This window comes from Pseudomonas sp. V88_4, assembly GCF_029967985.1.
Classification (GTDB): Bacteria; Pseudomonadota; Gammaproteobacteria; order Pseudomonadales; family Pseudomonadaceae; genus Aquipseudomonas; species Aquipseudomonas glycinae.
The window spans coordinates 118810-144440 of the sequence record NZ_JASCAF010000001.1 but is presented as its reverse complement, the minus strand read 5'-3'; the positions used below and the strand labels follow the sequence as shown (position 1 = coordinate 144440).

Below are 25631 nucleotides of genomic sequence, written 5' to 3'. Positions count from 1 at the left end.
TGGGAGCTGGCTTGCCAGCGATGAGGCCGGATCATTCAATAAAGATTCATCAGGTCTCAGTTGAACTCGTCACCCACCGGATACCGGCTCGCATTCAGGCTCTCTTTGATCTTGCGCAGATGCGGCTGGAAATCCACCCCGCGACGCAACGTCATCCCCGTCGCCAGCACATCCAGCACGGTCAACTGAATGATCCGCGAAGTCATCGGCATATAGATGTCAGTGTCTTCCGGCAGCGGAATATTCAGGCTCAGGGTACTGGCCTTGGCCAGCGGTGAGTTCTCGGCGGTCAGGCCGAGCACCGAAGCGCCGTTCTCCCGGGCGATGCGCGCCACTTCCACCAGTTCGCGGGTGCGCCCGGTGTAGGAAATGATCACGAACAGCTCGCCAGTGTGCGCCACCGAAGCAATCATCCGTTGCATCAGCACATCGGCGTGGGCGGTGACCGCCAGGTTGAAGCGGAAGAACTTGTGCTGCGCATCCAAAGCCACCGGAGCCGAAGCGCCGAGGCCGAAGAAGTGGATCTGCCGGGCCTGGATCAACAGGTCGACGGCGCGGCTGATCAGGTTCGGGTCCAGCGCCTGGCAAGCGCTGTCCAAAGACGCGATCGCACTGCCGAAAATCTTCTGCGTGTAGGCCTCGGGATTGTCGTCGGCTTCCACTGCGCGGCTGACATAGGCCGCGCCGCTGGCCAGGCTCTGCGCCAGTTGCAGCTTGAGTTCGGGGTAACCACTGACGCCGAACGAACGGCAGAAACGGTTGACCGTCGGTTCACTGACCGACGCCGCCTGGGCGAGGGCGGCGATGCTGAAGCGGGTGGCCTGCTGTGGGTTGAGCAGGATCACTTCGGCGACTTTGCGTTCGGCCTTGTTCAGCTCTTCAAGGCGACTCTGGATCTGTTCCAGTAAATTTCGCACGCGGTCCATAAGAATTCCTAGATTCACCGGCGCCGATAAGCGCGCGGCTATGCAAATTGGGCCTTTGATGTGGCCCGTGACGGTGGCCTATCCTACTGATGGCTCCGACCGACCACCACTCGGAATCTGTATTTTGCGAAAATGTTGTGGTTATTACTACATTTTCCCTTGAGTGATGCCTTGAAAAAAGGTATTTGTAGCTTAACTTGATAAAAGAACAAACATCATGCCTTCGATTACGGTTGAACCGTGCACCTTCGCCTTGTTCGGCGCCTTGGGCGATCTGGCCCTGCGCAAGCTGTTTCCTGCCCTTTATCACCTCGATGGTGCCGGCCTGCTGCACGAGGACACGCGCATTATCGCACTGGCCCGTGAGGCGGGCACCGAGCAGCAGCACCTGGCGTTCATCGCCGCCGAGCTGCGCCGTTACGTGGGCAAGGAACTGGACGAGGCCGTGGCCGAGCGCTTTCTGGCGCGCCTGACCTACCTGCACGTCGACTTCCTCAAGGCTGAAGATTATGTGGCGCTGGCCGAACTGGCCGGCAGCACGCAACGCATGATTGCCTACTTCGCCACGCCGGCGGCGGTGTACGGCGCGATCTGCGAGAACCTGGCGAACGTCGGCCTGGCGGAAAACACCCGCGTGGTGCTGGAAAAACCGATCGGCTCGGATCTCGAATCCTCGCGCAAGGTCAACGACGCCGTGGCGCAGTTCTTCCCGGAGAATCGCACCTACCGCATCGACCACTACCTGGGCAAAGAGACTGTTCAGAACCTGATCGCCCTGCGTTTCGCCAACAGCCTGTTCGAAACCCAGTGGAACCAGAACTACATCTCCCACGTGGAAATCACCGTGGCCGAGAAGGTCGGTATCGAAGGCCGCTGGGGTTACTTCGACAAGGCCGGCCAGCTGCGGGACATGATCCAGAACCACCTGCTGCAACTGCTCTGCCTGATTGCCATGGACCCGCCGGCCGACCTGTCCGCCGACAGCATCCGCGACGAGAAGGTCAAGGTGCTCAAGGCCCTGGCGCCGATCAGTCCGGAAGGCCTGACCACGCAAGTGGTGCGCGGCCAGTACATCGCCGGTCACAGCGAAGGCAAGTCCGTCCCGGGCTACCTGGAAGAACCCAATTCCAACACCCAGAGCGACACCGAAACCTTCGTCGCCCTGCGGGCCGATATCCGCAACTGGCGCTGGGCCGGTGTTCCGTTCTACCTGCGGACCGGCAAGCGCATGCCGCAGAAACTGTCGCAGATCGTCATCCACTTCAAGGAACCGTCGCACTACATCTTTGCGCCGGAGCAACGCCTGCAGATCAGCAACAAACTGATCATCCGTCTGCAACCGGACGAAGGCATTTCCTTGCGCGTGATGACCAAGGAACAAGGTCTGGACAAAGGCATGCAACTGCGCAGCGGTCCGCTGCAACTGAATTTCTCCGACACCTGGCGCAGCGCGCGGATCCCCGACGCCTACGAGCGGTTGTTGCTGGAAGTGATGAACGGCAATCAGAACCTGTTTGTCCGTAAAGATGAAATCGAAGCCGCGTGGAAGTGGTGTGACCAGCTGATCGCCGGGTGGAAAAAATCCGGTGACGCGCCCAAGCCGTATGCGGCCGGGTCGTGGGGGCCGATGAGCTCCATTGCATTGATCACGCGGGACGGGAGGTCGTGGTATGGCGATATCTGATGTGAAACTGCCCGAGGGCGTGAATGCCCATGAATTCAAGAGCCCGGTGCTGCTCGCCGAAGGCCTGGCGCTGAATGTCGCCAAGCAATTGAGCGAAGCGCTGGCAGCACGCGGCAACGCCGTGTTGGTGGTGTCCGGCGGCCGTAGCCCGGTGGCGTTTTTCCAGCACCTGGCCAAGCAGGAACTGGACTGGTCGAAGGTCGTCGTGACCCTGGCCGACGAACGCTGGGTGCCGGTCGAACACGCCGACAGCAACGCCGGTCTGCTCAAGCAATATCTGCTCAAGGGCCCGGCGGCCAAGGTGCAGTTCCTCAGCCTTTACAGCGCGGCGGCCAACGTCGAGCAGGCTGCGGAGCAGGCCGATCGTTTGCTCGCCGAGTTGCCGCCCATCGACGTGCTGGTACTGGGCATGGGCGATGACGGTCACACCGCCTCGCTGTTCCCGGACAGCCCGAACCTGGCCGAAGCCCTGCAAGCCGACGGCACCCGTCGCTGCTGGCCGATGCTCGCGCCGAGTGTGCCGCGTCAGCGCCTGACCATGAGCCGTGCACTGCTGGCGTCGGCGAGGCACAAGATTCTGTCGATTTCCGGTCAGTCGAAACTGACCACCCTGAATGCCGCACTGGCATCCAACGACGTCGCCGCCATGCCGGTTCGCGCGTTTCTGCAACCTACGTTAGAGATTTACTGGTGCCCATGAGCCAAGGAACAGCCGCTATGAAAACCCCATCCCCGACCGTTTCCATGGCGGACAAAGTTGCCCTGATCGACAGCCTCTGCGCCAAGGCGCGGATCCTGCCGGTGATCACCATCGCCCGCGAACAGGACGTGCTGCCGCTGGCCGACGCCCTGGCGGCCGGCGGTCTGACCGCGCTGGAAGTGACCCTGCGTTCGCAGTTCGGCCTCAAGGCGATCCAGATCCTGCGCGAACAGCGCCCGGAGCTGGTGACCGGTGCCGGCACCGTGCTCGACCGCAACATGCTGGCCGCGGCTGAAGCTGCCGGTTCGCAATTCATTGTCACCCCGGGCATCACCCGTGACCTGCTGGAAGCGAGCGTCGAGAGCCCGATCCCGCTGCTGCCGGGCATCAGCAATGCCTCCGGCATCATGGAAGGCTATGGCCTGGGTTATCGCCGCTTCAAGCTGTTCCCGGCGGAAGTGAGCGGCGGCGTGGCAGCGATCAAGGCCCTCGGCGGCCCGTTTGGCGAAGTGAAATTCTGCCCGACCGGCGGCGTGGGTCCAGCCAACATCAAAAGCTACATGGCGCTGAAAAACGTCATGTGCGTGGGCGGTAGCTGGATGCTCGATCCCGAGTGGATCAAGAACGGCGACTGGGCCCGCATTCAGGAATGCACCGCCGAGGCGTTGGCGCTGCTGGACTGATGCTCTTCAATTAGTTGCAACCCTACACTTCGTTGTGTGTTCTACGGCTTTAACGGTGCGCTTGGTCGGCGCACCGTTTTTTTTTGCCCGGGACAACCTTCGTTATATCGAGATACGTTATTTCGAGATACATAGTTACCGCACCTGGCTTTGCCTGTGGCGCTAACCTGCGTTCATCTTATGGAAGAGAGAACGTGTCATGGATAACCAGCCTTCAGCCCCATCGATTTATCAACTGGCCCCCGAGCAAGTCGCCGGGCCTTATTTCCGCAATCCCAGACTGCTGCGCCGCAACATCAGCGAGGGTGCCGAAGGCCTGCCGTTGCTGCTGCGCCTGACCATCGTCGATGCCATGACCGCCGAGCCGGTCAGCGGTGCACTGGTGGATATCTGGCACTGCAATGCCCGTGGCGCCTATTCCGGCTGGAGCCGGGTGAACCCTGATCTGGAAGTCGGCGTCGAGGACATCGGCTCGATCCCGCGAACCGACGATGACACCTACCTGCGCGGGGGGCAGTTCAGCGACCATAAGGGGACGGTGCGGTTTACCACGATTTATCCGGGTTTTTATGCCGGCCGCGCCCTGCATATTCACGTGGCGGTGCGCATCGTCGCCGGTAATGAATACCTGGAGGAGCGCAACGTGGCCTGGGTCGGGCAGCTGTATTTTCCGGAAGTGGTTTCCCGCAGCGTGCTCAATGCCAAGGCTTACCGCGGGCGCAGCTCGGTGCCGGTGTGCAACGCCGACGATACCTACTACACCAGCATGGGCGGTGAAGCCTCGACCCTGACCGTGTGGCCGATCGGCCGCGACTCGCACGAAGACGGTTACTTCGGCCAACTCACGATCGGCATCGACACCTTTGCGGTGTCGTCGCAGATCAAGCCCGAGGACTTCGACAAGTACACGGTTTAACGCAGTTCATTCAGCGCCAGTATCAGCGACTGAATCTCCGCCGCCGTCGTGGTCAGCGACGGCGTGACACGGATGCACGGCCCGCAGGCCGCGCCGTTGCGCACGACAGTGAACAGGTTGTAGTCGTTGAGCAGGCGTTCGACCATCGCCTGCTGGTCGGCATGGCGGGTAAAGCGTAGCGAGGTGATGCCGCAATACAGACGCGGATCGTCCGGGGTCATGACTTCAATGCCCGGCAGGTTGCGCACGGCGCTCACCCACAGGTTGCGCAGGTAATTCACCCGCGCGCCTTTGGCGGCTGCGCCACCCAGTGCGCGGTGTTCCTCGAACACCAATGGCAAGGTCATCAACGCCGGAATGTTCGGCGTGCTGTAAGGCGTGCGCGAACGGATATCGCCAGCCGAAAAATGCATCTCGCCCATGTCCGGGTCGATGTCGGCCAGGCGCTGTGGAGCGATGTAGATAAAGCCGAGGGTCAGCGGCGAGCCGATCCACTTGTGCAGGTTGTAACCGGCGAAGGCGATGCCCAGCGCTTCGAGATCGAACTCGATCTGCCCGAGTGCATGGGCGCCATCGAGGATGATATCGACGCCGTGCTCTTTGGCCAGCGAGGCAATGGCCTGCACCGGCATCACCAGCCCGGTGCGATGGGTGACGTGAGTCAGAGCCATCAGCTTGAGCTTCGGATACTGGATGAAGGCTTCGCGGTAAGTCGCCAGCAGGCTGTCGAAGCTCGCCGGGTGGGCGTGCTCGATCTCGATCACCTCGACCCCGCGATGCTTTGCCAGCCAGCGCATGGCGCCCTTGACCGTGTCGTACTCCAGATCGCAGATCAGCACCTGGTCGCCAGGCTGCAGGCGGTTGTAGTTGCGGATCAGTGATTGCAGGCCGGCAGTGGCGTTGTGGGTGAAGGCCACACTTTGTGCGCGCACGCCGATCAGCTCGGCCAGTTGCGCGCGGATGTCGAGGCTGTCGTGCTGTTCGAAACGCTGGCGCACGTAGATCGAGTTGCTGTTGTTGATCAACTCGATGTTGCGCTGGTACTCCTCGACCACCGTGCGCGACATGCGCCCGAAGTAGCCATTTTCCAGGTTCACCGGGCCGGGGTGGGGGTCGTAACGGTCGGCGAATGTTTGCCAGAAGGCTTCGTCTCGGGCGCGGCGGGTGTTATCGGGCATGGTCGACTGGACTCGGGTCAGGAGAACGCCTCAATGGCGCGGGGCAGGTTTGCCGTGTTTGGCGCGCAGCGGTTCGAGCAGTTCCGACAGGCCGTTGTGATCAATTTCCTGCATCAGCGCCAGCAGGCCGCCGAGTTCTCCGTTAGGGAAACCCTCCCGGGCAAACCAGTTCAGGTAGGGACCTGGCAGGTCGGCGATGATCCGGCCCTTGTATTTGCCGAAGGGCATTTCGCGGGTGATCAGCAGTTCGAGCTTTTCAGGGTTCATCGTTGGAATCGTCTGGCTTTGAAAACACGTTGGAAAATACAGGCATTCTGCATGCAGGCCAAATGACAGATCATGCAAATAACAGGCATACAGATTTTCGTTTTATTTATAAGTTATTGAATATTAACGATTAATTTCTTTTCGAAAAGCTGGCACGACCACTGCAACACTCCTTGCATCTTTCACCCACGCAAGGAATTGAAAAATGACTGACATGAATAAAGAAGCCATCTCCGTCCTCAACGACCTGATCGAAACCAGCAAGGATGGTCAGGAAGGCTTCAAGACCTGTGCTGAAGACATCAAGCACCCTGAGCTGAAAACCTTGTTCACCCAGCGTTCTGCCGATTGCGCCACGGCAGCGGCCGAGCTGCAGGCAGCAGTGCGTTCGATGGGTGGCGATCCGGAAACTTCGACCAGTGTGAGCGGTGATCTGCACCGTCGCTGGGTCGACGTCAAAGCGATGTTCACCGGCAAGGACGAAGAAGCGGTGCTCAATGAAGCCGAGCGCGGTGAAGACCACGCCCTGAAGGCTTATCGTGAAGCGATCGAGAAGATCAACAAACACAACCTGGTCGGCATTCGTGATCTGGTCGAACGCCAGTACCACGGTGTGCAACGCAATCACGACCAGGTGAAAGCGCTGCGTAACCAGGCTCGTGCACGCTCGTAAGCTTCACTGAAACACAATGTGGGAGCGGGCTTGCCCGCGAATGAGGTGTATCAGGCAACGATAATCTTGCTGATATACCGCGTTCGCGAGCAAGCCCGCTCCCACTTTTGCTTTGTGCAATCCCTCAGCCAATGCTGATGGCCGGCAACGTCGGCAGGGTAACGGTCTGTTGCTTGCGCGGCGCCAGGATCTCGGCCTCGCCGTCCACCACCAGCTCATCGCGCTGGTTGAATACGCGAGTGGCGATGCGCACGCGGAATTTCGGCAGTTTCTCGAGGATTTCCAGGCGTACGGTCAGGGTGTCGCCGATCTTCACCGGCTTCTGGAAACTCATCTGCTGGCCGATGTAAATGGTGCCCGGCCCAGGCAGCTCGCAAGCTACCGCCGCACTGATCAGCGCGCCGCTGAACATGCCGTGGGCGATGCGCTCCTTGAACATGCTGGCGGCGGCGAACTCGGCGTCCAGGTGCACCGGGTTATGGTCACCGGACATCGCGGCGAACAGCTGAATGTCGCGTTCTTCGACAGTCTTGCTGTAGCTCGCGGTCTGGCCCACTTCAAGGGCTTCGTAAGGGATGTTGGTAACCTGGGTCATGGGTCTGAATTCCTGTGACGGATGAAATGAATCCACAAAAAAAATTATTCGCTGCGGTGTGGCCGGCGATGGCTCAGGGCCTGTTCGATCCAGGCCAGCACATCGGCGGTCACTTCGTCGCGGTTGCTCTCGTTGAACAATTCGTGCCGCGCTTGCGGGTAGATCTTGAGTTGCAGGTTCTGGCTGCCGGCTGCGCGCAAGGCGTTGGCCAGATCAGTCAGACGCTTGCCTTCGCTCACCGGATCACATTCGCCGCCAATCACCAGCAGCGGCAGGCCCGGATCAATCTGGGCGAGATTGGACGCTTTGCTGATTTGCTGCAACCCGCCGAGCAGGTCGATCCACAACTGATTGGTGCAACGAAAGCCACACAGCGGGTCGGTGGCGTACTTGTCGACCTCGACCGGGTCGCGACTGAGCCAGTCAAACGCGGTGCGCGCCGGTTTGAATTTATTGTTGAACGAGCCAAATGACAGCCACTCGATCAGTGCGCTGCGGCCCTTGGCGCCCTGGCGCAGCTTTTCGAAACGGGCGATCTGCCGGGCCGCGCGGTACAGCGCGACCGGCTGGAAATTCGAGCCGCTGAGAATCGCGCCGTGCAGGCTGGCGCTGTGATGCAGTAAATAAGCCTGAGCAATGTAACTGCCCATACTGTGCCCGAGCAGCACAATCGGCACGCCCGGATGGCGCTGGCCGATGTGCTGATTGAGACTGGCCAGATCGCCGACCACCTTGCACCAGCCATCGTCATCGGCGAAATGCCCCAGCGTCCCATGATCGGCGGTTTTGCCGTGGCCGCGCTGATCGGGCGCGTACACACCGTAACCTTCGGCGCAGAACGCCTCTGCCAGCCTTGCGTAGCGACCGCTGTGTTCGGCCATGCCATGGGCCAGCAGAATCACCGCTTTCAGCGGCGCGTTCGGCAGCCACTGGTTGACGAAGAGGCGGCTGCGGTCACTCGCGTCCAGCCAGAAGGTGTCGTGGATCATGGCGATTCCTTTTGCGGCCTGTTTTTGCTCAAGCGTCGTGCAGAGGTTGCATTGTATAGCGCGTCCGATCAGCTCACGCCACGGCAGGAAGATTCACACGATCAATGAGGACCTTGCCCATATTTGCCTGATTGACCATAGCTGCTAGTGTCCGTGAAGCCCCGCTTTTTGCTCTCGGCTTTTTCAGGGACAGAAAGAAATGACAGCGAAGCGGCCCCGGATCGGCTCAGGTAAAGAGGACAAGAACAATGCAACCTGATTTCTGGAATGACAAACGCCCGGCGGGCGTACCCCTGGACATCGATGCGGGTGAGTTCAAGTCGGTGATCGAGGTGTTCGAGCGTTCCTGCAAGAAATTCGCTGATCGCCCGGCGTTCAGCAACATGGGCGTGACCCTGACCTACGCCGAGCTGGAGCGCCAGAGCGCCGCGTTCGCCGGTTATCTGCAAGCCCACACCGATCTGGCGCCGGGGGATCGCATCGCGGTGCAGATGCCCAACGTCCTGCATTATCCGATCGCCGTGTTCGGCGCGTTGCGCGCCGGGCTGATCGTGGTCAACACCAACCCGCTGTACACCGCGCGGGAGATGCGTCACCAGTTCAAGGACTCCGGTGCCCGGGCGCTGGTGTACCTGAACATGTTCGGCCAGAAGGTTCAGGAAGTGCTGGCGGACACCGACATTCAGTATCTGATCGAAGCGAAAATGGGCGATCTGATGCCCACCGCCAAAGGTTGGCTGGTCAACACTGTGGTCAGCAAAGTGAAGAAGATGGTGCCGGCGTATTCGCTGCCCCAGGCGATTTCCTTCAAGAGCGCGTTGCGCATGGGCCGGGGTCTGGGCATCAAGCCGCTGAAGGTCGGCCTCGATGACATCGCCGTCCTGCAATACACCGGCGGCACCACGGGTCTGGCCAAGGGCGCAATGCTCACTCATGGCAATCTGGTAGCGAACATGCAGCAGGTGCGCGCCTGTCTCGGTCAGTTCGGCAGCGACGGCCAGCCACTGTTGCGCGAAGGGCAGGAGGTGATGATCGCGCCGTTGCCGCTGTACCACATCTATGCCTTCACCGCGAATTGCATGTGCATGATGGTGTCGGGCAACCACAACGTGCTGATCACCAACCCGCGTGACATCGGCGGCTTCATCAAGGAGCTGAAGAACTGGAAATTCTCGGCGCTGCTCGGGCTCAACACCCTGTTCGTCGCGCTGATGGATCATCCGGACTTCAAGACCCTGGATTTCTCCACCCTCAAGCTCACCAACTCCGGCGGCACCGCGCTGGTCAAGGCCACGGCCGAACGCTGGGAACAGCTCACCGGTTGCCGGATCACCGAAGGTTACGGCCTGACCGAAACCTCGCCGGTGGCCTGCACCAATCCGTACGGCGAGCTGTCGCGGATCGGAACGGTCGGCCTGCCGGTGCCGGGCACCTTGTTGAAAGTCATCAACGACGACGGCGTCGAGCAGCCGCTGGGCGAGCGCGGCGAGTTATGCATCAAGGGCCCGCAGATCATGAAGGGCTACTGGAACAAGCCCGAGGCCACCGCTGAAGTGCTGGATGGCGAAGGCTGGTTCAAGTCCGGCGACATTGCGGTGATCGACCCGGACGGGTTCGTGCGCATCGTCGACCGCAAGAAAGACATGATCATTGTCTCCGGTTTCAACGTGTACCCGAACGAGATTGAAGATGTGGTGATGGCCCACCCGAAAGTCGCCAACTGCGCGGTGATCGGGGTGCCGGACGAGCGTTCCGGCGAGGCGGTGAAGCTGTTTGTTGTCGCGCGGGAAACCGGGGTCAGCCTGGAAGAACTGAAAGCTTACTGCAAAGAGAATTTCACGGCGTACAAGGTGCCGAAACACATCGTGCTGCGTGAGTCGTTGCCGATGACGCCTGTCGGGAAAATTCTGCGGCGGGAGTTGCGTGATATCGCATAAACAGACTGCGCCAAGCGCAATCGTCGGATCGCCGCCCGAAGCGGGCTCGCTCCCCCCAGGTTCACTGGTGACCCTGGGGGAGCGAGCCCGCTCGCGTTTCTGGCCCCCGAAAATCGGGACTTTCAAGGTGTTATAGGATTTTTGCTCTAAAATGACTGCCAATGGTTCTTGAGTCATTAAAGTGACCATGTGGGCCGCTTTTGGCTCTAGTCGACCCTTGGCAAAGCTGCTACTCTCGGCGCGCTTTGTGACTTCTCGGCGTTGTAAAAAGCCAGACTCACCAATAAACAAACACCAATAATAATCGCATCAAATGCGGTGCTGAATTCGCGTTGCTGAGGAGTGGGCTTCCATGATCGAAGACTTTTGGAAGGATAAGTACCCCGCTGGAATTGCTGCCGACATCAATCCAGACGAGTACCCGAATATTCAGGCAGTGTTGAAGCAATCCTGCCAACGCTTCGCCGACAAACCGGCGTTCAGCAACCTGGGCAAGACCCTCACCTACGGTGAACTGTACGAATTGTCCGGTGCGTTTGCCGCTTATCTGCAACAGCATACCGATTTGCAGCCCGGTGATCGAATCGCCGTGCAACTGCCCAACGTGTTGCAGTACCCGGTCGCCGTCTTCGGTGCCATCCGTGCCGGGCTGATCGTGGTCAACACCAACCCGCTGTACACCGCGCGGGAAATGGAACACCAATTCAACGACTCCGGTGCCAAGGCGCTGGTGTGCCTGGCGAACATGGCGCACCTGGCCGAAGCCGTGGTGCCGAAAACCGGCGTCAAACACGTCATCGTCACCGAAGTCGCCGACCTGCTGCCGCCGATCAAGCGTCTGCTGATCAACAGCGTCATCAAGTACGTGAAGAAGATGGTGCCGGCCTATCACCTGCCAAAAGCCGTCAAGTTCAACGACGTGCTGAGCAAGGGCCAGGGCCAGCCGGTGGCTGAAGCCAACCCGGACAGCGGCGATGTTGCGGTACTGCAATACACCGGCGGCACCACCGGCGTGGCCAAGGGCGCGATGCTCACCCATCGCAACCTCGTCGCCAACATGCTGCAGTGCAAGGCGCTGATGGGCTCTAACCTCAACGAAGGGTGCGAGGTCCTGATTACCCCGCTGCCGCTCTACCATATCTATGCGTTCACCTTTCATTGCATGGCGATGATGCTGATCGGCAACCACAACATCCTGATCAGTAACCCGCGCGATCTGCCGGCGATGGTCAAGGAGCTGTCGAAGTGGAAGTTCAGCGGTTTCGTCGGCCTCAACACCCTGTTCGTGGCCCTGTGCAACAACGAAGGTTTCCGCAAGCTGGATTTCTCGGCGCTGAAAGTCACTCTGTCCGGCGGCATGGCCCTGCAACTGGCCGCGGCCGAGCGCTGGAAAGCGGTCACCGGTTGCCCGATCTGCGAAGGTTACGGCATGACCGAAACCAGCCCGGTGGCCACGGTCAACCCGATCCAGAACATCCAGATCGGCACCATTGGCATTCCGGTGCCGTCGACCCTGTGCAAAGTCATCGACGATGCCGGTGTCGAGCAGCCGCTGGGCGAAATCGGCGAGCTGTGCGTCAAGGGTCCGCAGGTGATGAAAGGCTACTGGCAGCGTCAGGAAGCCACCGATGAAATGCTCGACAGCGAAGGCTGGTTGAAAACCGGTGACATCGCGTTGATCCAGCCGGACGGCTACATGCGCATTGTCGATCGCAAGAAAGACATGATTCTGGTCTCCGGTTTCAACGTGTACCCGAACGAGCTGGAAGATGTACTGGCGACCTTGCCGGGCGTGTTGCAGTGTGCGGCCATCGGCGTTCCGGACGAAAAATCCGGCGAGGCGATCAAAATCTTCATCGTCGCCAAACCGGGCGTCACGCTGACCAAGGAGCAGGTGATGGAGCACATGCGCGCCAACGTCACCGGCTACAAGGTGCCGCGATCGGTGGAATTCCGCGATGCGCTGCCGACCACCAACGTCGGCAAGATCCTGCGCCGCGAACTGCGCGACGAAGAGCTGAAGAAGATCAAGGCGAAGAGCGCCGCGTAATACAAAAAGCCCCGCAGATGCGGGGCTTTTTGTTAGAGCGGGGTCTGCTTACTGGCGAAACGGCGCGAAGTTCACATTGGTCCCCGCCGGACGCATGTCCTGCAGGTACGAGTCCTTGTCGGCGCTCAGCTCCAGGCTCAGGGCGGCCTTGCGTTTGCCTTCATTGCGGATCACCAGGCCTTCGAGCTTCTCGCGCAGAAAAACGGTCGGCACCTTGAGGTGCAGCAGTTCGTCGGTGGCCGGGGTGTGCATCAACAGGTGAATCCACTCGTACTGACCGATCGCCAGACGCGAAACCGGCAAGTCGAACCACCAGATGTTGCGGTTGCGGTTCAGTTCGGCGAAGTGGCAGTTGTTGGTGCCGAGCACGGCACCGCCCAGTTCCTGGTTGCGACGGGCGATGGCCTGCTTTTTATCGAGTTTCATAACATTCCTGCGGGATCGGTTCTGTGGCGCCTGGCGCCCTTGTGGTGGGCATTCTCGGGGCAACGCTCGCAAACATAAAGCCCAACCTGCACGTCGCGACGAAATGAATCCCTGAAAATAAATGAAACTTGGCGCAAACCGGGCCAGTCAATCATTACGTACTGACTTTCCCCGTTAATGTTCCAAGGAGAATCACCATGGGTAGCACGAGCGATAAAGTGAAAGGCATGGCCAACGAAGCGGTCGGCAACATCAAGCAGGGTGTCGGCAAAGCCACCGACAACACCAAACTGCAAGCCGAAGGCAAACTGCAAGAGAAGAAAGGCGAGGCCCAGCAAGCGGTGGGCAAAGCCAAGGACGCGATCAAGAAAGGCGTCGACAAGGCCTGATCAGGCCTTGAACGAAACAGCGAAGCGGCCATCCAAGGATGGCCGTTTTCGTATCCCGCTCACATGCGGTCACGGATCACAGTGTTTCAAAGTCGCCAATTAAGCTACTTTGATGAGAGAAAAACGGCCCCTGAGTCGCCACGACTTCAACCTGTTTTGCGGCGAAAGGAGACGCGAATGATTTTTCCCGACATGAAAGGTCTGCCCCTGCACCGGGTGATGGTGCGCACGGTCACCGAATTCGTCGACGACGAGATGTCGACCTATGCCTCGGCACTGGCCTACCAGATGCTGTTCTCGCTGTTCCCGTTCATTCTGTTCCTGATTGCCCTGATCGGTTTTCTGCATCTGCCGGACTTCTTCTCCTGGCTGCGCCTGCAATCGGAGCTGGTGTTGCCGCCCCAGGCGCTGGAGCAGGTCAACCCGGTGATCGATCAACTGCAGCAATCCAAGGGCGGCCTGCTTTCGGTGGGTATCGTCATCGCCCTGTACACCGCGTCTGCCGGCGTGCGCTTGATGATGAGCGCGATGAACGCCGCCTACGACGTGGTCGAGGGCCGGCCCCTTTGGAAGCGCTTCCCGCTGTCGATCATTTACACCGTCGGCATCGCCGGCATGCTGCTGGTGGCTGCGGCGCTGATGGTGCTCGGGCCGCAGGTGATGGGCTGGATCGCCGCGCAGGTCGGGCTGGAAGAAGTCATCGTCACCCTGTGGACCATCGCCCGCTGGCCGGTGATCGTGATCCTGATGATGGTGGCCGTGGCGCTGATCTACTACGTGATGCCCGACGTCAAACAGGAATTCCGCTTCATCACCCCCGGCTCGGTGTTGGCGGTGGTGGTTTGGATCATCGCGTCTCTGGGCTTCGCGTTCTACGTCAAGACGTTCGCCAACTACAACGCCATGTATGGCAGCATCGGTGCGATCATCGTGCTGTTGCTGTATTTCTATATTTCCTCCGCCGTGTTGTTGCTCGGCGCGGAGATGAATGCGGTCATCGAACATATGTCCAGCGAGGGCAAGGATTCGGGCGAGAAAGTCCCCGGCGAACTCGATGAACATCCCAAACAACACGTTTCCGGCCTCGGGCGCGATCATTCGCTCAAGCCGAACACTGACGAAGCCTGACCATGATCCGTGAAATCCTGAAGATGGGCGACGAACGCCTGCTGCGCATCGCCCCGCCAGTGCCCGCTGAAATGCTCGACAGTCCCGAGCTGTGGCAATTGATCGACGACATGTTCCAGACCATGGAAAGCGTCGGCGGGGTTGGCCTGGCCGCGCCGCAGATCGGCGTCGACCTGCAACTGGTGATCTTCGGCTTCGAGCACAGCGAACGCTACCCGGACGCCGAAGCGGTGCCGCAGACGATCCTGATCAACCCGCTGATCACGCCGCTCAGCCCGCTGATGGAAGAGGGCTTCGAAGGTTGCCTGTCGGTGCCCGGCCTGAGGGGCGCGGTGGACCGCTACCAGCAGATCCGCTACGAAGGTGTCGATCCCAAGGGTGAGCCGATCGTGCGCGTGGCCTCTGGTTTCCATGCGCGGGTAGTGCAGCATGAATGCGATCACCTGATCGGGCGCCTGTACCCGTCGCGCATTACCGATTTCAGCAAATTCGGTTTCACCGAAGTGATGTTTCCGGACCTCGATCCCAACGCGGACGACTGACTAAAACACGCGCGGTGCGAGCTCCATGGCAATCATCGGCTTGCTCCGCGCATAGCGGCTCAAACGTTCGGCCATGGCCTGGGGCAGGGCGGGGTCGAAGGTGAAGCCGCGCCGCTCGTAGAATCCACGCAAGTCTGGATGGCAGAACAACCACACCGGCCCCTCGACGTGCTTCACCGCTTCGGCAATCAATTGCGCAGCTATGCCTTGCTCGCGGCAGGCCGGGTCAACAAACAACCCGGTCAGCCAATGCCCGCCGAACACCGGCCGCAGGCACAGCGCCGCCACGATTTCCTCCCGCCGCGCCACCCACAATTGCGCCTCGCGCACCGCTTTCATCGACGATTGATGCTGGCGGTAGAACTTGTTCATCAAGGGCCAGGACAGGTCGTCGAGCTGGCTGTAACGGATGTCGGTCATGAATCGGACTGCCGGTGCAAAAGCTGCGAATTATAAAACAACCTGCCCGCCGGGATAGGTGTATACCTGATCTCACATCCCCTCTGAGTGGAGTACGCATCATGTCCAAAGGTATGGATTCGAAAAAAGCCGCGAAGAAGAAACCGGCCAAGACCGCCATCGAAAAACGCCACGAAAAGAGGGCGAAAAAAGTCGACATTTTTGGCCATTGATCACGCCTCTCGGGAGCCCGGATCCGGGCTCCTGTCTTGTCCTTGAAAACAGCTCGCAAAAATAATCTGCAAGATTTCCCGTTGGTGTTGCACAGAACGATCAGACCCTCGTTCCGAGCCACGCCATGCCTCACTATTTTGACGATGCCCATCGCCAACAGATCGAAACCCTGCGTCAGCGCTTCACCGCGCGCACCGAGTGGCCGACCTGGCTGCTGCTGATCGGCGTGTACGGCGGCTGGTTCGCGATTGTGCTGGGCAGCGAACGGCTCGGACTCTGGTGGAGCACGCTGTTGATGATTCCGTTGCTGGTGCTGTGGCTGTCGGTGCAGCACGAATTGCTTCACGGTCATCCGACGCGCTGGCGCTTCGTCAACAAACTCCTCGGTTATGCACCCTTCGCGGTGTGGTATCCCTACACGCTCTATCGCGACAGCCATTTGCAGCACCATCGCGATGAAGATCTGACGATCCCCGGCGTCGATCCCGAAAGCCGTTACCTGAGTGCCGAACGCTGGCAGGGCAGTTCGCTGTTCGAGCGCAGCCTGTGCTGGCTGAACAAAACCGTATTGGGCCGCTTCATTCTTGGCGCACCGCTGGCGTTGCTGGCGCTGGCCGGTGAAGAACTGCAACGTCTGAAAAATGCCGAGCGCCAGGCCTGGCTGATGTGGCTGACCCACGGCGCCCTGACCGTGCTGATGCTGTTTTTCATTGCCCGCTACAGCGTGTTGTCGGTGTGGCATTACCTGTTTTTGATCAGCGTGCCGGCGCTGTCGATCGCGATGGTTCGCTCCTACTATGAACATCGGCCGCATACGCAACCGGAGCAGCGTACGGTGCTCAACGAAGCCGGATGGCCGTGGCGCTGGCTGTTCCTGAACCTGAATTTCCATCTGGTGCATCACGACTTGCCGAAGCTTTCGTGGTACGACTTGCCCGAGGCCTACCGCATGCGCCGGGAGCAATGGGTGGCGCGCAGCGGCGGATTTCTGGTGCAGGGTTATGGGCAATTGTGGCGCCGGCACGGCATCAAGCCGATCGACAGCCCGCAACATCCGTTTATTTGAGGCGACCATGACGTCAGGTTACGCAGAGCTGTTGATGTACATCGCCCCCGAGCCGATCCGCGCGGCGAACGAGCAGTGGCTGGCGCGGATTCTCGAACACCTGGGCCGTTCGCGGCTCGATGCCGACGGCCTGTCGCTGCTGGAACTCTGGCGCTCGCCCGAGTTGCTGCTGACCCAGACCTGCGGCTATCCGCTGATGACCGCGCTGCGTGGTCAGGTGAGGATTGTCGGTCGTCCGCGCTACGAATTGCCGGACGCCAGCGCCGGCAACCATTGCAGCCTGATCCTCGCCCGCGCCGATGATCCGCGCCGCAGCCTGGCGGAATTCTTTGACAGTCGCGGGGTGATCAACAGCGAGGACTCCAACAGCGGCATGAACCTGTTGCGTCAGCGGCTTGCCCCGTTGCATCGGGACGGCCGGTTTTTCGCTTCGGTGGGCATCAGTGTCGGCCACCGCGAAAGCCTGCGCTGGTTGCGCGAAGATCGCGCCGATCTGGCGGCCATCGACAGCGTGACCTTTGCGTACCTGGCGCAATACGCCGCCGCAGAGGTCAGCGGCTTGCGGGTGGTGGCGCGCAGTGCGTTCAGCCCGACCTTGCCCTTTATCACCGCCGCCAGCACGACGGACGAGCAGATTGAACACCTGCGCCGGGCCATGAATAGCAGCCTTCAAGACCTGCCCGATGTGGCTCGCATCCTCGGTTTGCCCGAAGTCCTGCCCGCCAGCGAAAGCGATTACCTCGTCCTGCTGGATTATCAGCGCGAGGCCGAAGAGCTGGGTTATGGCCGCTTGCGCTAGCGGCTTCTTGTAATTCACTAATGGAATATAAGAATTCTTTTTAAGTATTTTTAACGCATAAGGCACCTTGCTAGGATCGCGCCACCGGACGACCGGACATTCAGCGACCCTTGACCAAGGAGCCCCCATGTCCGGCGCCGACTCATCCCATCGCAATCATGTGAACACCTTGTTTCGCGACCATTACCAGTGGTTGTGCACACGTCTGCGTCGGCAATCGAATGATGCGGCCACCGCTGAAGACATCGCCGCCGAAACCTTTGCGCAACTGCTCGAAGCGCCGGGCCTGACCGCCATCCGCGAACCCCGCGCCTTGCTCACCACCATCGCCCAACGCCTGCTGTATGAGCGCTGGCGGCGGGGCGACCTGGAGCGTCGGCATCTGAATCAACTGCAACAAGTGGATCTGGATCACGCGCCATCTCCCGAACAACTCGCCGACCTGTCGCAGAGCCTCAAGCACCTGGACCGGACGCTCCAGCGCCTGCCGGGCAAGGTGCGCTCGACCTTTCTGCTGGCGCGCATCGACGGCCTGACCTACCCGCAAATCGCTGCCGAACTGGGCATATCCCAGCGATCGGTGAGCCTGTACGTGACTCGTTCCCAGGCCCTGTGCAATCGCCACAGCGCCAACCAAACCCTGATTTTCTCCCAGAACAAGAGGTCCGCATGAGATCGCTCAAAACCCTGCTCGGCAGTTCGCTGCTGGCCCTGACCCTGACGGCCGGCCACGTGGTGGCAGCGGAAAAAACCGCGCCGATCCACTTCGGCGACATCACCTGGGAAAGCGGCAGTTTCATCACCGAAGTGCTGCGCCTGATTGTCGAGAAAGGCTACGGCTACCCGACCGACACGCTGCCGGGCAGCACCGTCAGCCTGGAGGCGGCGCTGGCGAAAAACGACATTCAAGTGATCGGCGAAGAGTGGGCCGGGCGCAGTCCGGCGTGGGTCAAGGCTGCCGCCGAAGGCAAGGTATTCGGCCTTGGTGACACGGTCAAAGGCGCCACCGAAGGCTGGTGGGTGCCGGAATACGTGATCAAGGGCGACCCCGAGCGTGGGATCAAGCCGCTGGCGCCGGAGCTGAAATCGGTGGCCGACCTGCCGCGCTACAAGGATGTGTTCAAGGATCCGGAAGACCCGAGCCGTGGGCGTTTCCTCAACAGCCCGGCCGGCTGGACCTCGGAGATCGTCAACAGCCAGAAGCTCAAGGCGTATGCGTTGAACGACAGTTACGTCAACTTCCGCACCGGCTCCGGCGCGGCGCTGGATGCCGAGGTGGCGTCGTCGATCAAGCGCGGCAAACCGGTGCTGTTCTACTACTGGTCGCCAACGCCGCTGCTCGGTCGCTTCAAACTGGTGAAGCTGGAAGAACCGCCGTTCGATGCCGAAGCCTGGAAAACCCTGGCCGATGCCAACAACCCGAATCCGAAAGGCACCCGCTCGATGCCGGCGAGCCTGGCGATTGGCGTGTCGGCGCCGTTCAAGGCCCAGTATCCGGAGCTGGTGACGTTCTTTGAGAAAGTCGACTTGCCGATCGATCTGCTGAACCAGACCCTGGCCGGGATGAGCGAGAAGCGCCAGCAGCCACGTCAGGTGGCCGAGGCGTTCCTGCGCGATCAACCGCAAGTGTGGAAGCCCTGGGTACCGGGTGATGTGGCGAACAAGGTGAGCAGCAGTCTGTAGTTTTTTTCTGATATTTCTGTAGTGCTGCACCGACGCCATCGCGGGCAAGCCCGCTGCCGCAAGGTTCTGCGCAAGGTTCAAGCCTGCGTGGTACCTGTGGGAGCGTGGCTTGCCCGCGATGGCGTTCGACCAGACAACACCTTTTTGCGCTGAACCGTTTCTTGTCCGTTTCCTGTCCGAATTCCCTCATTGCTGGCCGACTAGTGGCCTTGCGCAAGCATTCGCGCTGTCTATGCTCATTCATAACTAACTATGTCGGCCGCCATTCAAAGCGCTCAGACGGCAATCGGTTAGCCGTGAACAAAGCTGCCAGAGTGCGCAACCGAAGGCACCGGACACTGAACCGACAAGGAGCATGTTTTTAAATGGAAGTTCTTCTACACGTTAGGAATGGCCCGCCTGCGGGCTATCAAGAAAAGGATGCCTTGATTAGAGCGTCGTCGCATGGACTCTCCGATTAATCATCGTTTATCACCTGACAACTTCCTCCCGTGGAGGAAGGCGTGTGCCTGTTCTGTGGAACGTAGTGGTGGATTCTGAAAGACCTGAACTTTCATCAAATCAAAAGAACGCGCGGAAGGTGATCGAGACATGTTCAACCTACATCACAAGGCTGACCTGCAGGAAATCGAACGTTTCAGCTGTGCCCTGACCGAAGCCAACGCCAAGCTGGAGGCGATCAGCCGTTCGATGGCAATGATCGAATTCACCCCGGAGGGCATCGTGCTGGATGCCAATGACAACTTCTGCAAGACCATGGGCTACAGCGCCGAAGAAGTGCGTGGCAAACATCACCGGATCTTTTGTGAAGAGGCGTTCTATCGCAGCGAGGAATACGCCAGGTTGTGGCGTGACCTGGCCCGTGGCGAACCCATCAGCGGGACTTTCCTGCGTTTGAACAAGAGCGGTCGGGAAATCTGGCTTGAGGCCAGTTACATGCCGGTGTATGGCCCGGACAAACAGGTTCGAAGTGTGATCAAAGTGGCGTCGGATATTACTGCGCGGGTGAACAAGGAGCATGAAGAGGAAAGCATGCTCGCTGCGATAGGCCGTTCGATGGCGGTGATCGAGTTCACCCCGGAAGGCAATGTGATTACGGCCAACGACAACTTCCTCAAGACCATGCAGTACTCGCTCAATGAAGTCGTCGGCCATCATCACAGTCTGTTCTGTCACCGGGTCGAGGCCGAGTCCGCGCAGTACAAGGCATTCTGGGCCTCGCTCAATCGCGGCGAATATCACTCGCATCGTTTCGAGCGCAAGAACAAGTCGGGGCAGACCGTGTACCTCGAAGCCTCGTACAACCCGTTGTTCGACGCCAAGGGCCGGTTGTACAAAGTGGTGAAGTTCGCCAGCGACATCACCCACCAGATGACCACCTTGCAGACCGCTGCGGAATCGGCCCACAGCACCTCGGTACAAAACGACGCTTGTGCGCAAAAAGGCTCACAGGTCGTGCAGCAAACGGTGCAGATCATTCAGGACATTTCCCGCGACCTCAACGAGGCGGCGCTGAGCATCGATGCGGTGAGCAAACAGTCGGACATCATCGGCACCATCGTCCAGACCATTCGCGGGATTGCCGACCAGACCAACCTGCTGGCGCTCAACGCGGCGATCGAAGCGGCAAGGGCGGGTGAGCACGGACGTGGTTTTGCGGTGGTGGCGGACGAGGTGCGCAGCCTCGCGGCGCGAACCAGCCAGGCGACCGTGGAGATCGTCGACGTGGTGCGCAAGAACCATGAGTTGTCATTGAGCGCGGTGTCGAGCATGCAGTCGAGCCTGAGCCGCACCGGGCTCGGGGTGGAACTGGCGAACGAGGCAGGGGATGCGATCCGCGAGATTCAGCAGGGCTCGCGGCATGTGGTGGATGCGATCAGTCAGTTCAATGAGACATTGCAGCTAAATTAATTCAGTCTTCGATTGATGGTAATGCCGCTCGTTCAGTAAGCCACGATTAGAATCAAGGGCTCTGGCAACATTCAGAGCCCTTGATGCTCGTTACAGTAGGTCATACTTTCCGTCAAACTCTCCCTCTAACTTTATGAGCCGGTTTATAGCATCGTGAAAGTACACAGTGAATGTCCCAGTGTGACGAGAGAAAGTAGGATCAACTGTCAACTTTACTTCCCCGTCGCAATGGTATCCCAGATATGTCATGAGGCCATTGTGGCCTGTACCAACCCGGATGGTGTTGAGGCCCTCCGAGATCGGGACGCCATAAACGATAACCACATTGCCTTCTGGTGCGTAGGCAAGAAACTGCTCAACGGTGAATCCGATACTCTTCGAATCGTAGTCCTTTCCCAAGTCCACGTTGTTGAAGAAACTCTTTGCTTTTAAATGACCAACGAAACCATCCCTTCTCATGATGAACTCCTGCTCAGCGTCATTAATCTTTGTGTAGATGCATGGCAGCTACCTGCTTGATTAAACGGATCTGATCTGACGATGGCTACTGTCATATCTGACAGGTAAGTCGTTCTTTCGGATGAGTGGTCACGGTGGTTTGCGAGATAAATACCGGGAAACAGAACAGACAGTACTCAATTGAGCACTGTCTACGGGTATTAAAGTGAGGCGAGGAACTTGTCCGCCGACTGGTCGCTGATCTTCGTCGAGTTGGCGTCTTGCTTGTTCTGTTTTTCGGCTTCGGCCAGCTTGATCTTGTCCTGTAGACGCTCGGCGATCTCTTTGCCGATTGCCAGTTGTTTCTCCGGCGGCATCGCTTTGATGTCGTCTTCTGTCAGGCCCATTTCCTTGAGGATACTGTCGCGCAGACGCTGTTCCGGCGTTTTGCTCATGTAGTCCTTGAATTCATCCAGGGCCGATGAGCCTGTGGATTTGCTCGGCGCAGTATCGGAGGTTTGCAGGGCGACGCGGGTCTTGGCGAACGCTTCGTCGACGTTGTCGCTGATGCGCGTGGCTTCGCTGACTTGCTGGGTCGCCAGTTGGGTAGCCGATTCCTGCACTTTGGCGGTGGCTTCGGCGGTTTGCGCCTGGGCCTGGTTTTGCAGGGTCTGCAGCATCGCACCGTGCAAACCGCCTTGCAGGCCGGCTGCGGCGGTGGAGGTGGCGTCATCATTCAACTGCTTGGGTAGATGAATGATTTGCTGTTGTTTTGCACTGACCAACATGATGAATGAACCTGTAGGTAATGACTGTCAGCCCTAAGCAGCAATTACCGTGCCTGTTGAGTAAGTTCTTTTATTTCAATGAGTTATGATTTTTCGTGGACGGGCAAAGCGGTCATCCCTTGCCGGAGGGCGGCAGAGGATGACCGCCTTCCGTCAGCGATGGGCGATGTTTTCCAGCGCCAGGTTACGGGTGCGAGGGCCGAAGTAGCCGATGGTCAGCATCACGATCAGCATGCTGGCGACGATGAACGCCAACACACCCGGTGTGCCGAAGTGGTCGAGGAACAGACCGATCAGCAGGCTGCTGAACACCGTCGACAAACGGCTGAACGAGTAGCAGAAGCCCACCGCCCGAGCGCGGATGTTGGTGGGGAACAGTTCGCTCTGATAGGAGTGATAACTGAAGCTCAGCCAGGCGTTGCAGAAGGTGATCATCACCCCGCAGAAGATCAGGCCGAAGGCGCTGGTCTGCAACGCGAACAAGGTACCGAAAGTCATGGCACCGAGGGCTGAACCGACGATTTGCCACTTGTTCTCGAAACGGTTGGCGAATTTGACGAACAGCAACGGCCCGAGCGGGTAGGCGAGGGTGATGATAAACGCGTACATCAGGCTGTGAGTGACGCTGACGCCCTGCCCGGAGAGCAGCGCCGGCAACCAGTTGCCGAAGCCGAAAAAGCCGATGGCCTGGAAGATGTGGAAGACGATCAGCATCAACGCGCGGCGGCGATACGGCGGTTGCCAGATGTCGGCGAAACGGCCCTTGCCCTCGACATCGACGGCTACTGCTTCCGGCGCGTCCAGTGGCTGGCGGTGATCCTTCTCACAACGCGCCTCGATACCGTCAAGAATCCGGTTCGCCTCATCGAAGCGGCCATGCTGGGCCAGCCAGCGCGGCGACTCCGGCAGGCGTTTGCGCAGCCACCAGATGAACAACGCAAACACCGCGCTCGCCAACACCACCCAACGCCAGCCGGACATCCCGAACGGCGCCTGCGGTACCAGCCACCAGGACATCAGCGCCACCGCCGGCACCGACAGGAACTGCACGAAAAACGCGAAGGCAAACGCCGAACTGCGCATGCGTTTGGGCACCAGTTCCGAGAGGTAGGCGTCGATGGTCACCAGTTCGATGCCGAGGCCGATACCCACCAGAAAACGCATGCAGATGATCCCCAGCGCTGAACTCTGCACGCCCATTAAAACTGTGGCGACGGTGTACCAGACCAGCGCGAAGGTGAAGATCGCCCGCCGCCCGAACCGATCCGCCATCGGACTGAGCAGGCTGGCACCGAGAAACAGGCCGAGGAACGTCGCCGAGGCGAACGCGGCCTGATCGGAGAAACCGAACACACCCTGATTGCCGGTGGCGAAGATGCCGTCGCGGATCAGGCCGGGGCTGATATAGGCGGTCTGGAACAGGTCATAGAGTTCGAAGAAACCACCGATCGACAGCAGCGCCACCAGCCGCCAGATCGTGGCGACGGCCGGAAGGCGGTCGATGCGGGCGGAAATCTCGGCGGCGCGTATGGGGTCGATGCCGTCGCGTTGCGCGGCGGGGGCGTGTGCAGTCATGGGCTGATCCATTTTTTATTGATGGAAAAGCTTAGCCTGCTATCGGAAATCAAGGATTGTTTATATCGGCGGTTGGCGAGGTAAAACCGACGATTTCTTGCAGTATCCGCTTACCAATTAACGATTTATGTCGCGGGCGTCGGATCGGGCAGCGCCGACGCTGGCAAGCCGAATACCCGGTCGAACAGCCAGTTGAATGCGAAGGTGTAGCAAGGGATGAACACAATCAGCGCCAGATCCAGCAAAAAGGCCTGCACCAGACTGATGTTCATCCACCACGCGATCAGCGGAATCAGGAACACGATCAGCGTCAGTTGAAAGCCGACGGCGTGGGCGATGCGCCGTTTCACCGTACGGGTGCGTGACACCTGGCGGCTTTCCCAACGCTCGAACAGCGAGGTGTAGATGAAGTTCCAGGTCACGGCGATGGTGGTGATGATCACCGCCAGCGGGCCGGTGCTGCCGGGCGAGGTGCCGGACAAAAGGGCGAGGCCGAGGGCCGAGAAGGTCATGCCGATCACTTCGTAGAGCGACACATAGACCAGTTTGCGTTTGACGCCTTGCATGGGAATTGCCTCTTTCTTGCGACTTGTGGCCAGCGGGGCTGGCGAAGGCGACGAAAGATAGCTTCAATGGAGGTGACAGAAAAAGTCAGAAGCTTTCAGTTTTATTGATAGGTATATGAAGTGAATTTCAACAGCGAAAGCATCGAGCTGTTTCTCGCCGTGATCGAGCGCGGTTCGTTTTCCGCCGCTGCCAGGGCGTTGGGCAAAGTCCCGTCGGCGGTGAGCATGGCGATCGGCAATCTCGAGGCCGAACTCGGTTATGCGTTGTTCGACCGCAGCCACCGCGAACCGCAACCCACGGCGATGGCGCTGTCGCTGGTGCCACACGCGCGGCTGATCGCCGATCAGCTCAAGCAATTGCAGGTGCACGCAGTGCAGTTATCGCTGGGCCTGGAGAGCAGGTTGTCGATCGGCGTGGCGGCGGATATCGACCGGCGACGGTTGCTGGCGGCGATCAAGGACATCAGTGAGCGCCATCCGCTGCTCGACATCGAAGTGCTGACCGCGCCGCAGGACGATGTACTGGCGATGCTTCACAGCGGCCGGGTCAGCGTGTGTCTGGCGTTTGCCGGGTTGAGCGTGAATGTGCTGGAGCGCTTTCAGTTTGTCGGCAGCGAACGGATGATCGCCACGCTGGCGGCGGACAGCCCGTTGTTGCAGGGGCAGGATGTGTTTCTCGAGGATCTGGTGCATATCCGGCAGATCGTGGTCGGCAGTCGCGATTTGCCGATCAGCGAAACCCGGCCGCTGGTGGCCGAATCCCACTGGCGCACCGACAACCTGGAGACGGCGCTGGAAATGGTCGAGGCAGGGTTGGGCTGGGGCAATTTTCCGCTGTCGGTGGTGCAGCCGTGGCTCGATAGCGGACGACTGAAACGGCTGAATTTCCGCAACATCGAAAACGGCCTGGTGCTGCCGGTGCACGCGGTGTGGCTCAAGAGCCAGCCGCTGCAGAAGGGCGCGCTGGCATTGGTTGAACTCCTCGGCGGGGTAAAGGCCGAACCTTGAACAGGGGAGTAGCACAAAATTTGTGGGCGCTGGCTTGCCAGCGATAGCGGTGGTCCAGTCCAAAATTTATTGACTGACCTG

Annotated in this window: 27 protein-coding genes; 16 read left to right on the top strand and 11 right to left on the bottom strand. The window is 59.7% G+C overall.

What is annotated here, in order from left to right; all coding sequences use genetic code 11:
- Window positions 1-56: 56 nt before the first annotated feature.
- Window positions 57-917 (bottom strand): MurR/RpiR family transcriptional regulator, encoded by an 861-nt coding sequence (locus QLG12_RS00705; RefSeq protein ID WP_169842436.1) that lies wholly within the window; start codon window positions 915-917, stop codon window positions 57-59.
- Window positions 918-1143: 226 nt separating this feature from the next.
- Here QLG12_RS00705 and zwf point away from each other — a divergent pair, with 226 nt between their 5' ends.
- The 4 genes from zwf to QLG12_RS00685 all read left to right on the top strand — a co-directional run bounded on the left by zwf (window position 1144) and on the right by QLG12_RS00685 (window position 4909).
- On the top strand, window positions 1144-2610 hold the full coding sequence (gene zwf / locus QLG12_RS00700) for a glucose-6-phosphate dehydrogenase (protein WP_282473718.1): 1467 nt from the start codon (window positions 1144-1146) through the stop codon (window positions 2608-2610).
- Window positions 2597-3310, top strand: coding sequence for a 6-phosphogluconolactonase (gene pgl, locus QLG12_RS00695; RefSeq protein WP_282473717.1), 714 nt, complete (start codon window positions 2597-2599; stop codon window positions 3308-3310). Before zwf ends, pgl begins: the two co-directional genes overlap by 14 nt.
- Before the next feature lie 17 nt (window positions 3311-3327).
- A complete protein-coding gene (locus tag QLG12_RS00690) occupies window positions 3328-3993 on the top strand; it encodes a bifunctional 4-hydroxy-2-oxoglutarate aldolase/2-dehydro-3-deoxy-phosphogluconate aldolase (protein ID WP_064383724.1) in 666 nt (221 codons plus the stop codon).
- A gap of 199 nt (window positions 3994-4192) precedes the next feature.
- Window positions 4193-4909 carry an intradiol ring-cleavage dioxygenase gene (locus tag QLG12_RS00685; protein WP_282473716.1) on the top strand — a complete coding sequence of 239 codons (717 nt, stop codon included), beginning with the start codon at window positions 4193-4195 and terminating at the stop codon, window positions 4907-4909.
- On the opposite strand, the gene QLG12_RS00680 is transcribed toward QLG12_RS00685, so the two are convergent.
- Both QLG12_RS00680 and QLG12_RS00675 read right to left on the bottom strand, forming a co-directional pair.
- Window positions 4906-6087, bottom strand: coding sequence for an aminotransferase class V-fold PLP-dependent enzyme (locus QLG12_RS00680; protein ID WP_236193691.1), 1182 nt, complete (start codon window positions 6085-6087; stop codon window positions 4906-4908). The two genes, QLG12_RS00685 and QLG12_RS00680, sit on opposite strands and share 4 nt — an antisense overlap.
- Before the next feature lie 30 nt (window positions 6088-6117).
- Complete coding sequence (locus tag QLG12_RS00675) at window positions 6118-6354, bottom strand: DUF3820 family protein (RefSeq protein ID WP_064383721.1); 237 nt, start codon at window positions 6352-6354, stop codon at window positions 6118-6120.
- A 205-nt stretch (window positions 6355-6559) separates the two neighbouring features.
- Between QLG12_RS00675 and QLG12_RS00670 the strand changes: the two genes are divergently transcribed.
- A complete protein-coding gene (locus QLG12_RS00670; protein WP_039766107.1) occupies window positions 6560-7027 on the top strand; it encodes a PA2169 family four-helix-bundle protein in 468 nt (155 codons plus the stop codon).
- Between the two features lie 124 nt (window positions 7028-7151).
- On the opposite strand, the gene QLG12_RS00665 is transcribed toward QLG12_RS00670, so the two are convergent.
- Both QLG12_RS00665 and QLG12_RS00660 read right to left on the bottom strand, forming a co-directional pair.
- Complete coding sequence (locus tag QLG12_RS00665) at window positions 7152-7622, bottom strand: MaoC family dehydratase (protein ID WP_003227420.1); 471 nt, start codon at window positions 7620-7622, stop codon at window positions 7152-7154.
- A 44-nt stretch (window positions 7623-7666) separates the two neighbouring features.
- A complete protein-coding gene (locus QLG12_RS00660) occupies window positions 7667-8611 on the bottom strand; it encodes an alpha/beta hydrolase (protein WP_197870437.1) in 945 nt (314 codons plus the stop codon).
- A 248-nt stretch (window positions 8612-8859) separates the two neighbouring features.
- Between QLG12_RS00660 and fadD2 the strand changes: the two genes are divergently transcribed.
- Both fadD2 and fadD1 read left to right on the top strand, forming a co-directional pair.
- Window positions 8860-10548, top strand: coding sequence for a long-chain-fatty-acid--CoA ligase FadD2 (gene fadD2 / locus QLG12_RS00655; RefSeq protein ID WP_064383719.1), 1689 nt, complete (start codon window positions 8860-8862; stop codon window positions 10546-10548).
- Between the two features lie 352 nt (window positions 10549-10900).
- Entirely contained in the window at window positions 10901-12598 is a 1698-nt protein-coding gene (gene fadD1 / locus QLG12_RS00650) for a long-chain-fatty-acid--CoA ligase FadD1 (RefSeq protein ID WP_197870439.1), read from the top strand.
- Between the two features lie 48 nt (window positions 12599-12646).
- On the opposite strand, the gene QLG12_RS00645 is transcribed toward fadD1, so the two are convergent.
- Window positions 12647-13024 (bottom strand): hypothetical protein, encoded by a 378-nt coding sequence (locus tag QLG12_RS00645; RefSeq protein WP_007951149.1) that lies wholly within the window; start codon window positions 13022-13024, stop codon window positions 12647-12649.
- 197 nt (window positions 13025-13221) lie between these two features.
- On the opposite strand from QLG12_RS00645, the gene QLG12_RS00640 reads away from it, so the two are divergent.
- The 3 genes from QLG12_RS00640 to def all read left to right on the top strand — a co-directional run bounded on the left by QLG12_RS00640 (window position 13222) and on the right by def (window position 15083).
- Window positions 13222-13413 carry a CsbD family protein gene (locus tag QLG12_RS00640; protein WP_197870441.1) on the top strand — a complete coding sequence of 64 codons (192 nt, stop codon included), beginning with the start codon at window positions 13222-13224 and terminating at the stop codon, window positions 13411-13413.
- A gap of 177 nt (window positions 13414-13590) precedes the next feature.
- Window positions 13591-14541, top strand: a complete 951-nt coding sequence (locus QLG12_RS00635) for a YihY/virulence factor BrkB family protein (protein WP_064383717.1) — start codon at window positions 13591-13593, stop codon at window positions 14539-14541.
- A 2-nt stretch (window positions 14542-14543) separates the two neighbouring features.
- A complete protein-coding gene (gene def / locus QLG12_RS00630) occupies window positions 14544-15083 on the top strand; it encodes a peptide deformylase (protein ID WP_007951144.1) in 540 nt (179 codons plus the stop codon).
- On the opposite strand, the gene QLG12_RS00625 is transcribed toward def, so the two are convergent.
- Entirely contained in the window at window positions 15084-15503 is a 420-nt protein-coding gene (locus tag QLG12_RS00625; RefSeq protein ID WP_197870443.1) for a GNAT family N-acetyltransferase, read from the bottom strand.
- Between the two features lie 337 nt (window positions 15504-15840).
- Between QLG12_RS00625 and QLG12_RS00620 the strand changes: the two genes are divergently transcribed.
- From QLG12_RS00620 to QLG12_RS00600, 5 genes are all read left to right on the top strand, one after another.
- Window positions 15841-16782: a fatty acid desaturase gene (locus QLG12_RS00620; protein ID WP_282473715.1), complete on the top strand. Its 942-nt coding sequence runs from the start codon at window positions 15841-15843 to the stop codon at window positions 16780-16782.
- Window positions 16783-16789: 7 nt separating this feature from the next.
- Window positions 16790-17581, top strand: coding sequence for a PhnD/SsuA/transferrin family substrate-binding protein (locus QLG12_RS00615; RefSeq protein ID WP_282473714.1), 792 nt, complete (start codon window positions 16790-16792; stop codon window positions 17579-17581).
- A 127-nt stretch (window positions 17582-17708) separates the two neighbouring features.
- Window positions 17709-18254, top strand: a complete 546-nt coding sequence (locus QLG12_RS00610; RefSeq protein ID WP_282473713.1) for a sigma-70 family RNA polymerase sigma factor — start codon at window positions 17709-17711, stop codon at window positions 18252-18254.
- A complete protein-coding gene (locus QLG12_RS00605; RefSeq protein WP_282473712.1) occupies window positions 18251-19264 on the top strand; it encodes an ABC transporter substrate-binding protein in 1014 nt (337 codons plus the stop codon). Before QLG12_RS00610 ends, QLG12_RS00605 begins: the two co-directional genes overlap by 4 nt.
- A gap of 591 nt (window positions 19265-19855) precedes the next feature.
- Complete coding sequence (locus QLG12_RS00600) at window positions 19856-21175, top strand: PAS domain-containing methyl-accepting chemotaxis protein (protein WP_282473711.1); 1320 nt, start codon at window positions 19856-19858, stop codon at window positions 21173-21175.
- 90 nt (window positions 21176-21265) lie between these two features.
- Here QLG12_RS00600 and QLG12_RS00595 read toward each other — a convergent pair whose 3' ends face one another.
- The 4 genes from QLG12_RS00595 to QLG12_RS00580 all read right to left on the bottom strand — a co-directional run bounded on the left by QLG12_RS00595 (window position 21266) and on the right by QLG12_RS00580 (window position 24542).
- Entirely contained in the window at window positions 21266-21634 is a 369-nt protein-coding gene (locus tag QLG12_RS00595) for a hypothetical protein (protein ID WP_236194869.1), read from the bottom strand.
- A gap of 200 nt (window positions 21635-21834) precedes the next feature.
- Window positions 21835-22401, bottom strand: a complete 567-nt coding sequence (locus QLG12_RS00590) for a hypothetical protein (RefSeq protein ID WP_282473710.1) — start codon at window positions 22399-22401, stop codon at window positions 21835-21837.
- 153 nt (window positions 22402-22554) lie between these two features.
- The gene (locus QLG12_RS00585; protein WP_282473709.1) at window positions 22555-23976 is read right to left on the bottom strand and encodes an MFS transporter; all 1422 of its coding nucleotides are present in this window, start codon (window positions 23974-23976) and stop codon (window positions 22555-22557) included.
- Between the two features lie 125 nt (window positions 23977-24101).
- Window positions 24102-24542 (bottom strand): PACE efflux transporter, encoded by a 441-nt coding sequence (locus QLG12_RS00580; RefSeq protein WP_011335585.1) that lies wholly within the window; start codon window positions 24540-24542, stop codon window positions 24102-24104.
- Between the two features lie 120 nt (window positions 24543-24662).
- Between QLG12_RS00580 and QLG12_RS00575 the strand changes: the two genes are divergently transcribed.
- Window positions 24663-25550, top strand: a complete 888-nt coding sequence (locus tag QLG12_RS00575) for a LysR family transcriptional regulator (RefSeq protein WP_197870462.1) — start codon at window positions 24663-24665, stop codon at window positions 25548-25550.
- The last annotated feature ends 81 nt before the right edge of the window (window positions 25551-25631 follow it).

Bases quoted from the DNA above. Each gene is read 5' to 3' on its own strand.
- QLG12_RS00645 (WP_007951149.1), bottom strand. From the start codon at position 13,024: ATGAAACTCGATAAAAAGCAGGCCATCGCCCGTCGCAACCAGGAACTG.
- QLG12_RS00580 (WP_011335585.1), bottom strand. From the start codon at position 24,542: ATGCAAGGCGTCAAACGCAAACTGGTCTATGTGTCGCTCTACGAAGTG.
- zwf (WP_282473718.1), top strand. From the start codon at position 1,144: ATGCCTTCGATTACGGTTGAACCGTGCACCTTCGCCTTGTTCGGCGCC.
- QLG12_RS00625 (WP_197870443.1), bottom strand. From the start codon at position 15,503: ATGACCGACATCCGTTACAGCCAGCTCGACGACCTGTCCTGGCCCTTG.
- QLG12_RS00585 (WP_282473709.1), bottom strand. From the start codon at position 23,976: ATGACTGCACACGCCCCCGCCGCGCAACGCGACGGCATCGACCCCATA.
- QLG12_RS00590 (WP_282473710.1), bottom strand. From the start codon at position 22,401: ATGTTGGTCAGTGCAAAACAACAGCAAATCATTCATCTACCCAAGCAG.
- QLG12_RS00680 (WP_236193691.1), bottom strand. From the start codon at position 6,087: ATGCCCGATAACACCCGCCGCGCCCGAGACGAAGCCTTCTGGCAAACA.
- fadD1 (WP_197870439.1), top strand. From the start codon at position 10,901: ATGATCGAAGACTTTTGGAAGGATAAGTACCCCGCTGGAATTGCTGCC.
- QLG12_RS00595 (WP_236194869.1), bottom strand. From the start codon at position 21,634: ATGAGAAGGGATGGTTTCGTTGGTCATTTAAAAGCAAAGAGTTTCTTC.
- def (WP_007951144.1), top strand. From the start codon at position 14,544: ATGATCCGTGAAATCCTGAAGATGGGCGACGAACGCCTGCTGCGCATC.
- QLG12_RS00610 (WP_282473713.1), top strand. From the start codon at position 17,709: ATGTCCGGCGCCGACTCATCCCATCGCAATCATGTGAACACCTTGTTT.
- QLG12_RS00660 (WP_197870437.1), bottom strand. From the start codon at position 8,611: ATGATCCACGACACCTTCTGGCTGGACGCGAGTGACCGCAGCCGCCTC.
- QLG12_RS00620 (WP_282473715.1), top strand. From the start codon at position 15,841: ATGCCTCACTATTTTGACGATGCCCATCGCCAACAGATCGAAACCCTG.
- QLG12_RS00690 (WP_064383724.1), top strand. From the start codon at position 3,328: ATGAAAACCCCATCCCCGACCGTTTCCATGGCGGACAAAGTTGCCCTG.
- QLG12_RS00665 (WP_003227420.1), bottom strand. From the start codon at position 7,622: ATGACCCAGGTTACCAACATCCCTTACGAAGCCCTTGAAGTGGGCCAG.
- QLG12_RS00605 (WP_282473712.1), top strand. From the start codon at position 18,251: ATGAGATCGCTCAAAACCCTGCTCGGCAGTTCGCTGCTGGCCCTGACC.
- QLG12_RS00640 (WP_197870441.1), top strand. From the start codon at position 13,222: ATGGGTAGCACGAGCGATAAAGTGAAAGGCATGGCCAACGAAGCGGTC.
- QLG12_RS00670 (WP_039766107.1), top strand. From the start codon at position 6,560: ATGACTGACATGAATAAAGAAGCCATCTCCGTCCTCAACGACCTGATC.
- QLG12_RS00675 (WP_064383721.1), bottom strand. From the start codon at position 6,354: ATGAACCCTGAAAAGCTCGAACTGCTGATCACCCGCGAAATGCCCTTC.
- pgl (WP_282473717.1), top strand. From the start codon at position 2,597: ATGGCGATATCTGATGTGAAACTGCCCGAGGGCGTGAATGCCCATGAA.
- QLG12_RS00685 (WP_282473716.1), top strand. From the start codon at position 4,193: ATGGATAACCAGCCTTCAGCCCCATCGATTTATCAACTGGCCCCCGAG.
- fadD2 (WP_064383719.1), top strand. From the start codon at position 8,860: ATGCAACCTGATTTCTGGAATGACAAACGCCCGGCGGGCGTACCCCTG.
- QLG12_RS00615 (WP_282473714.1), top strand. From the start codon at position 16,790: ATGACGTCAGGTTACGCAGAGCTGTTGATGTACATCGCCCCCGAGCCG.
- QLG12_RS00635 (WP_064383717.1), top strand. From the start codon at position 13,591: ATGATTTTTCCCGACATGAAAGGTCTGCCCCTGCACCGGGTGATGGTG.
- QLG12_RS00600 (WP_282473711.1), top strand. From the start codon at position 19,856: ATGTTCAACCTACATCACAAGGCTGACCTGCAGGAAATCGAACGTTTC.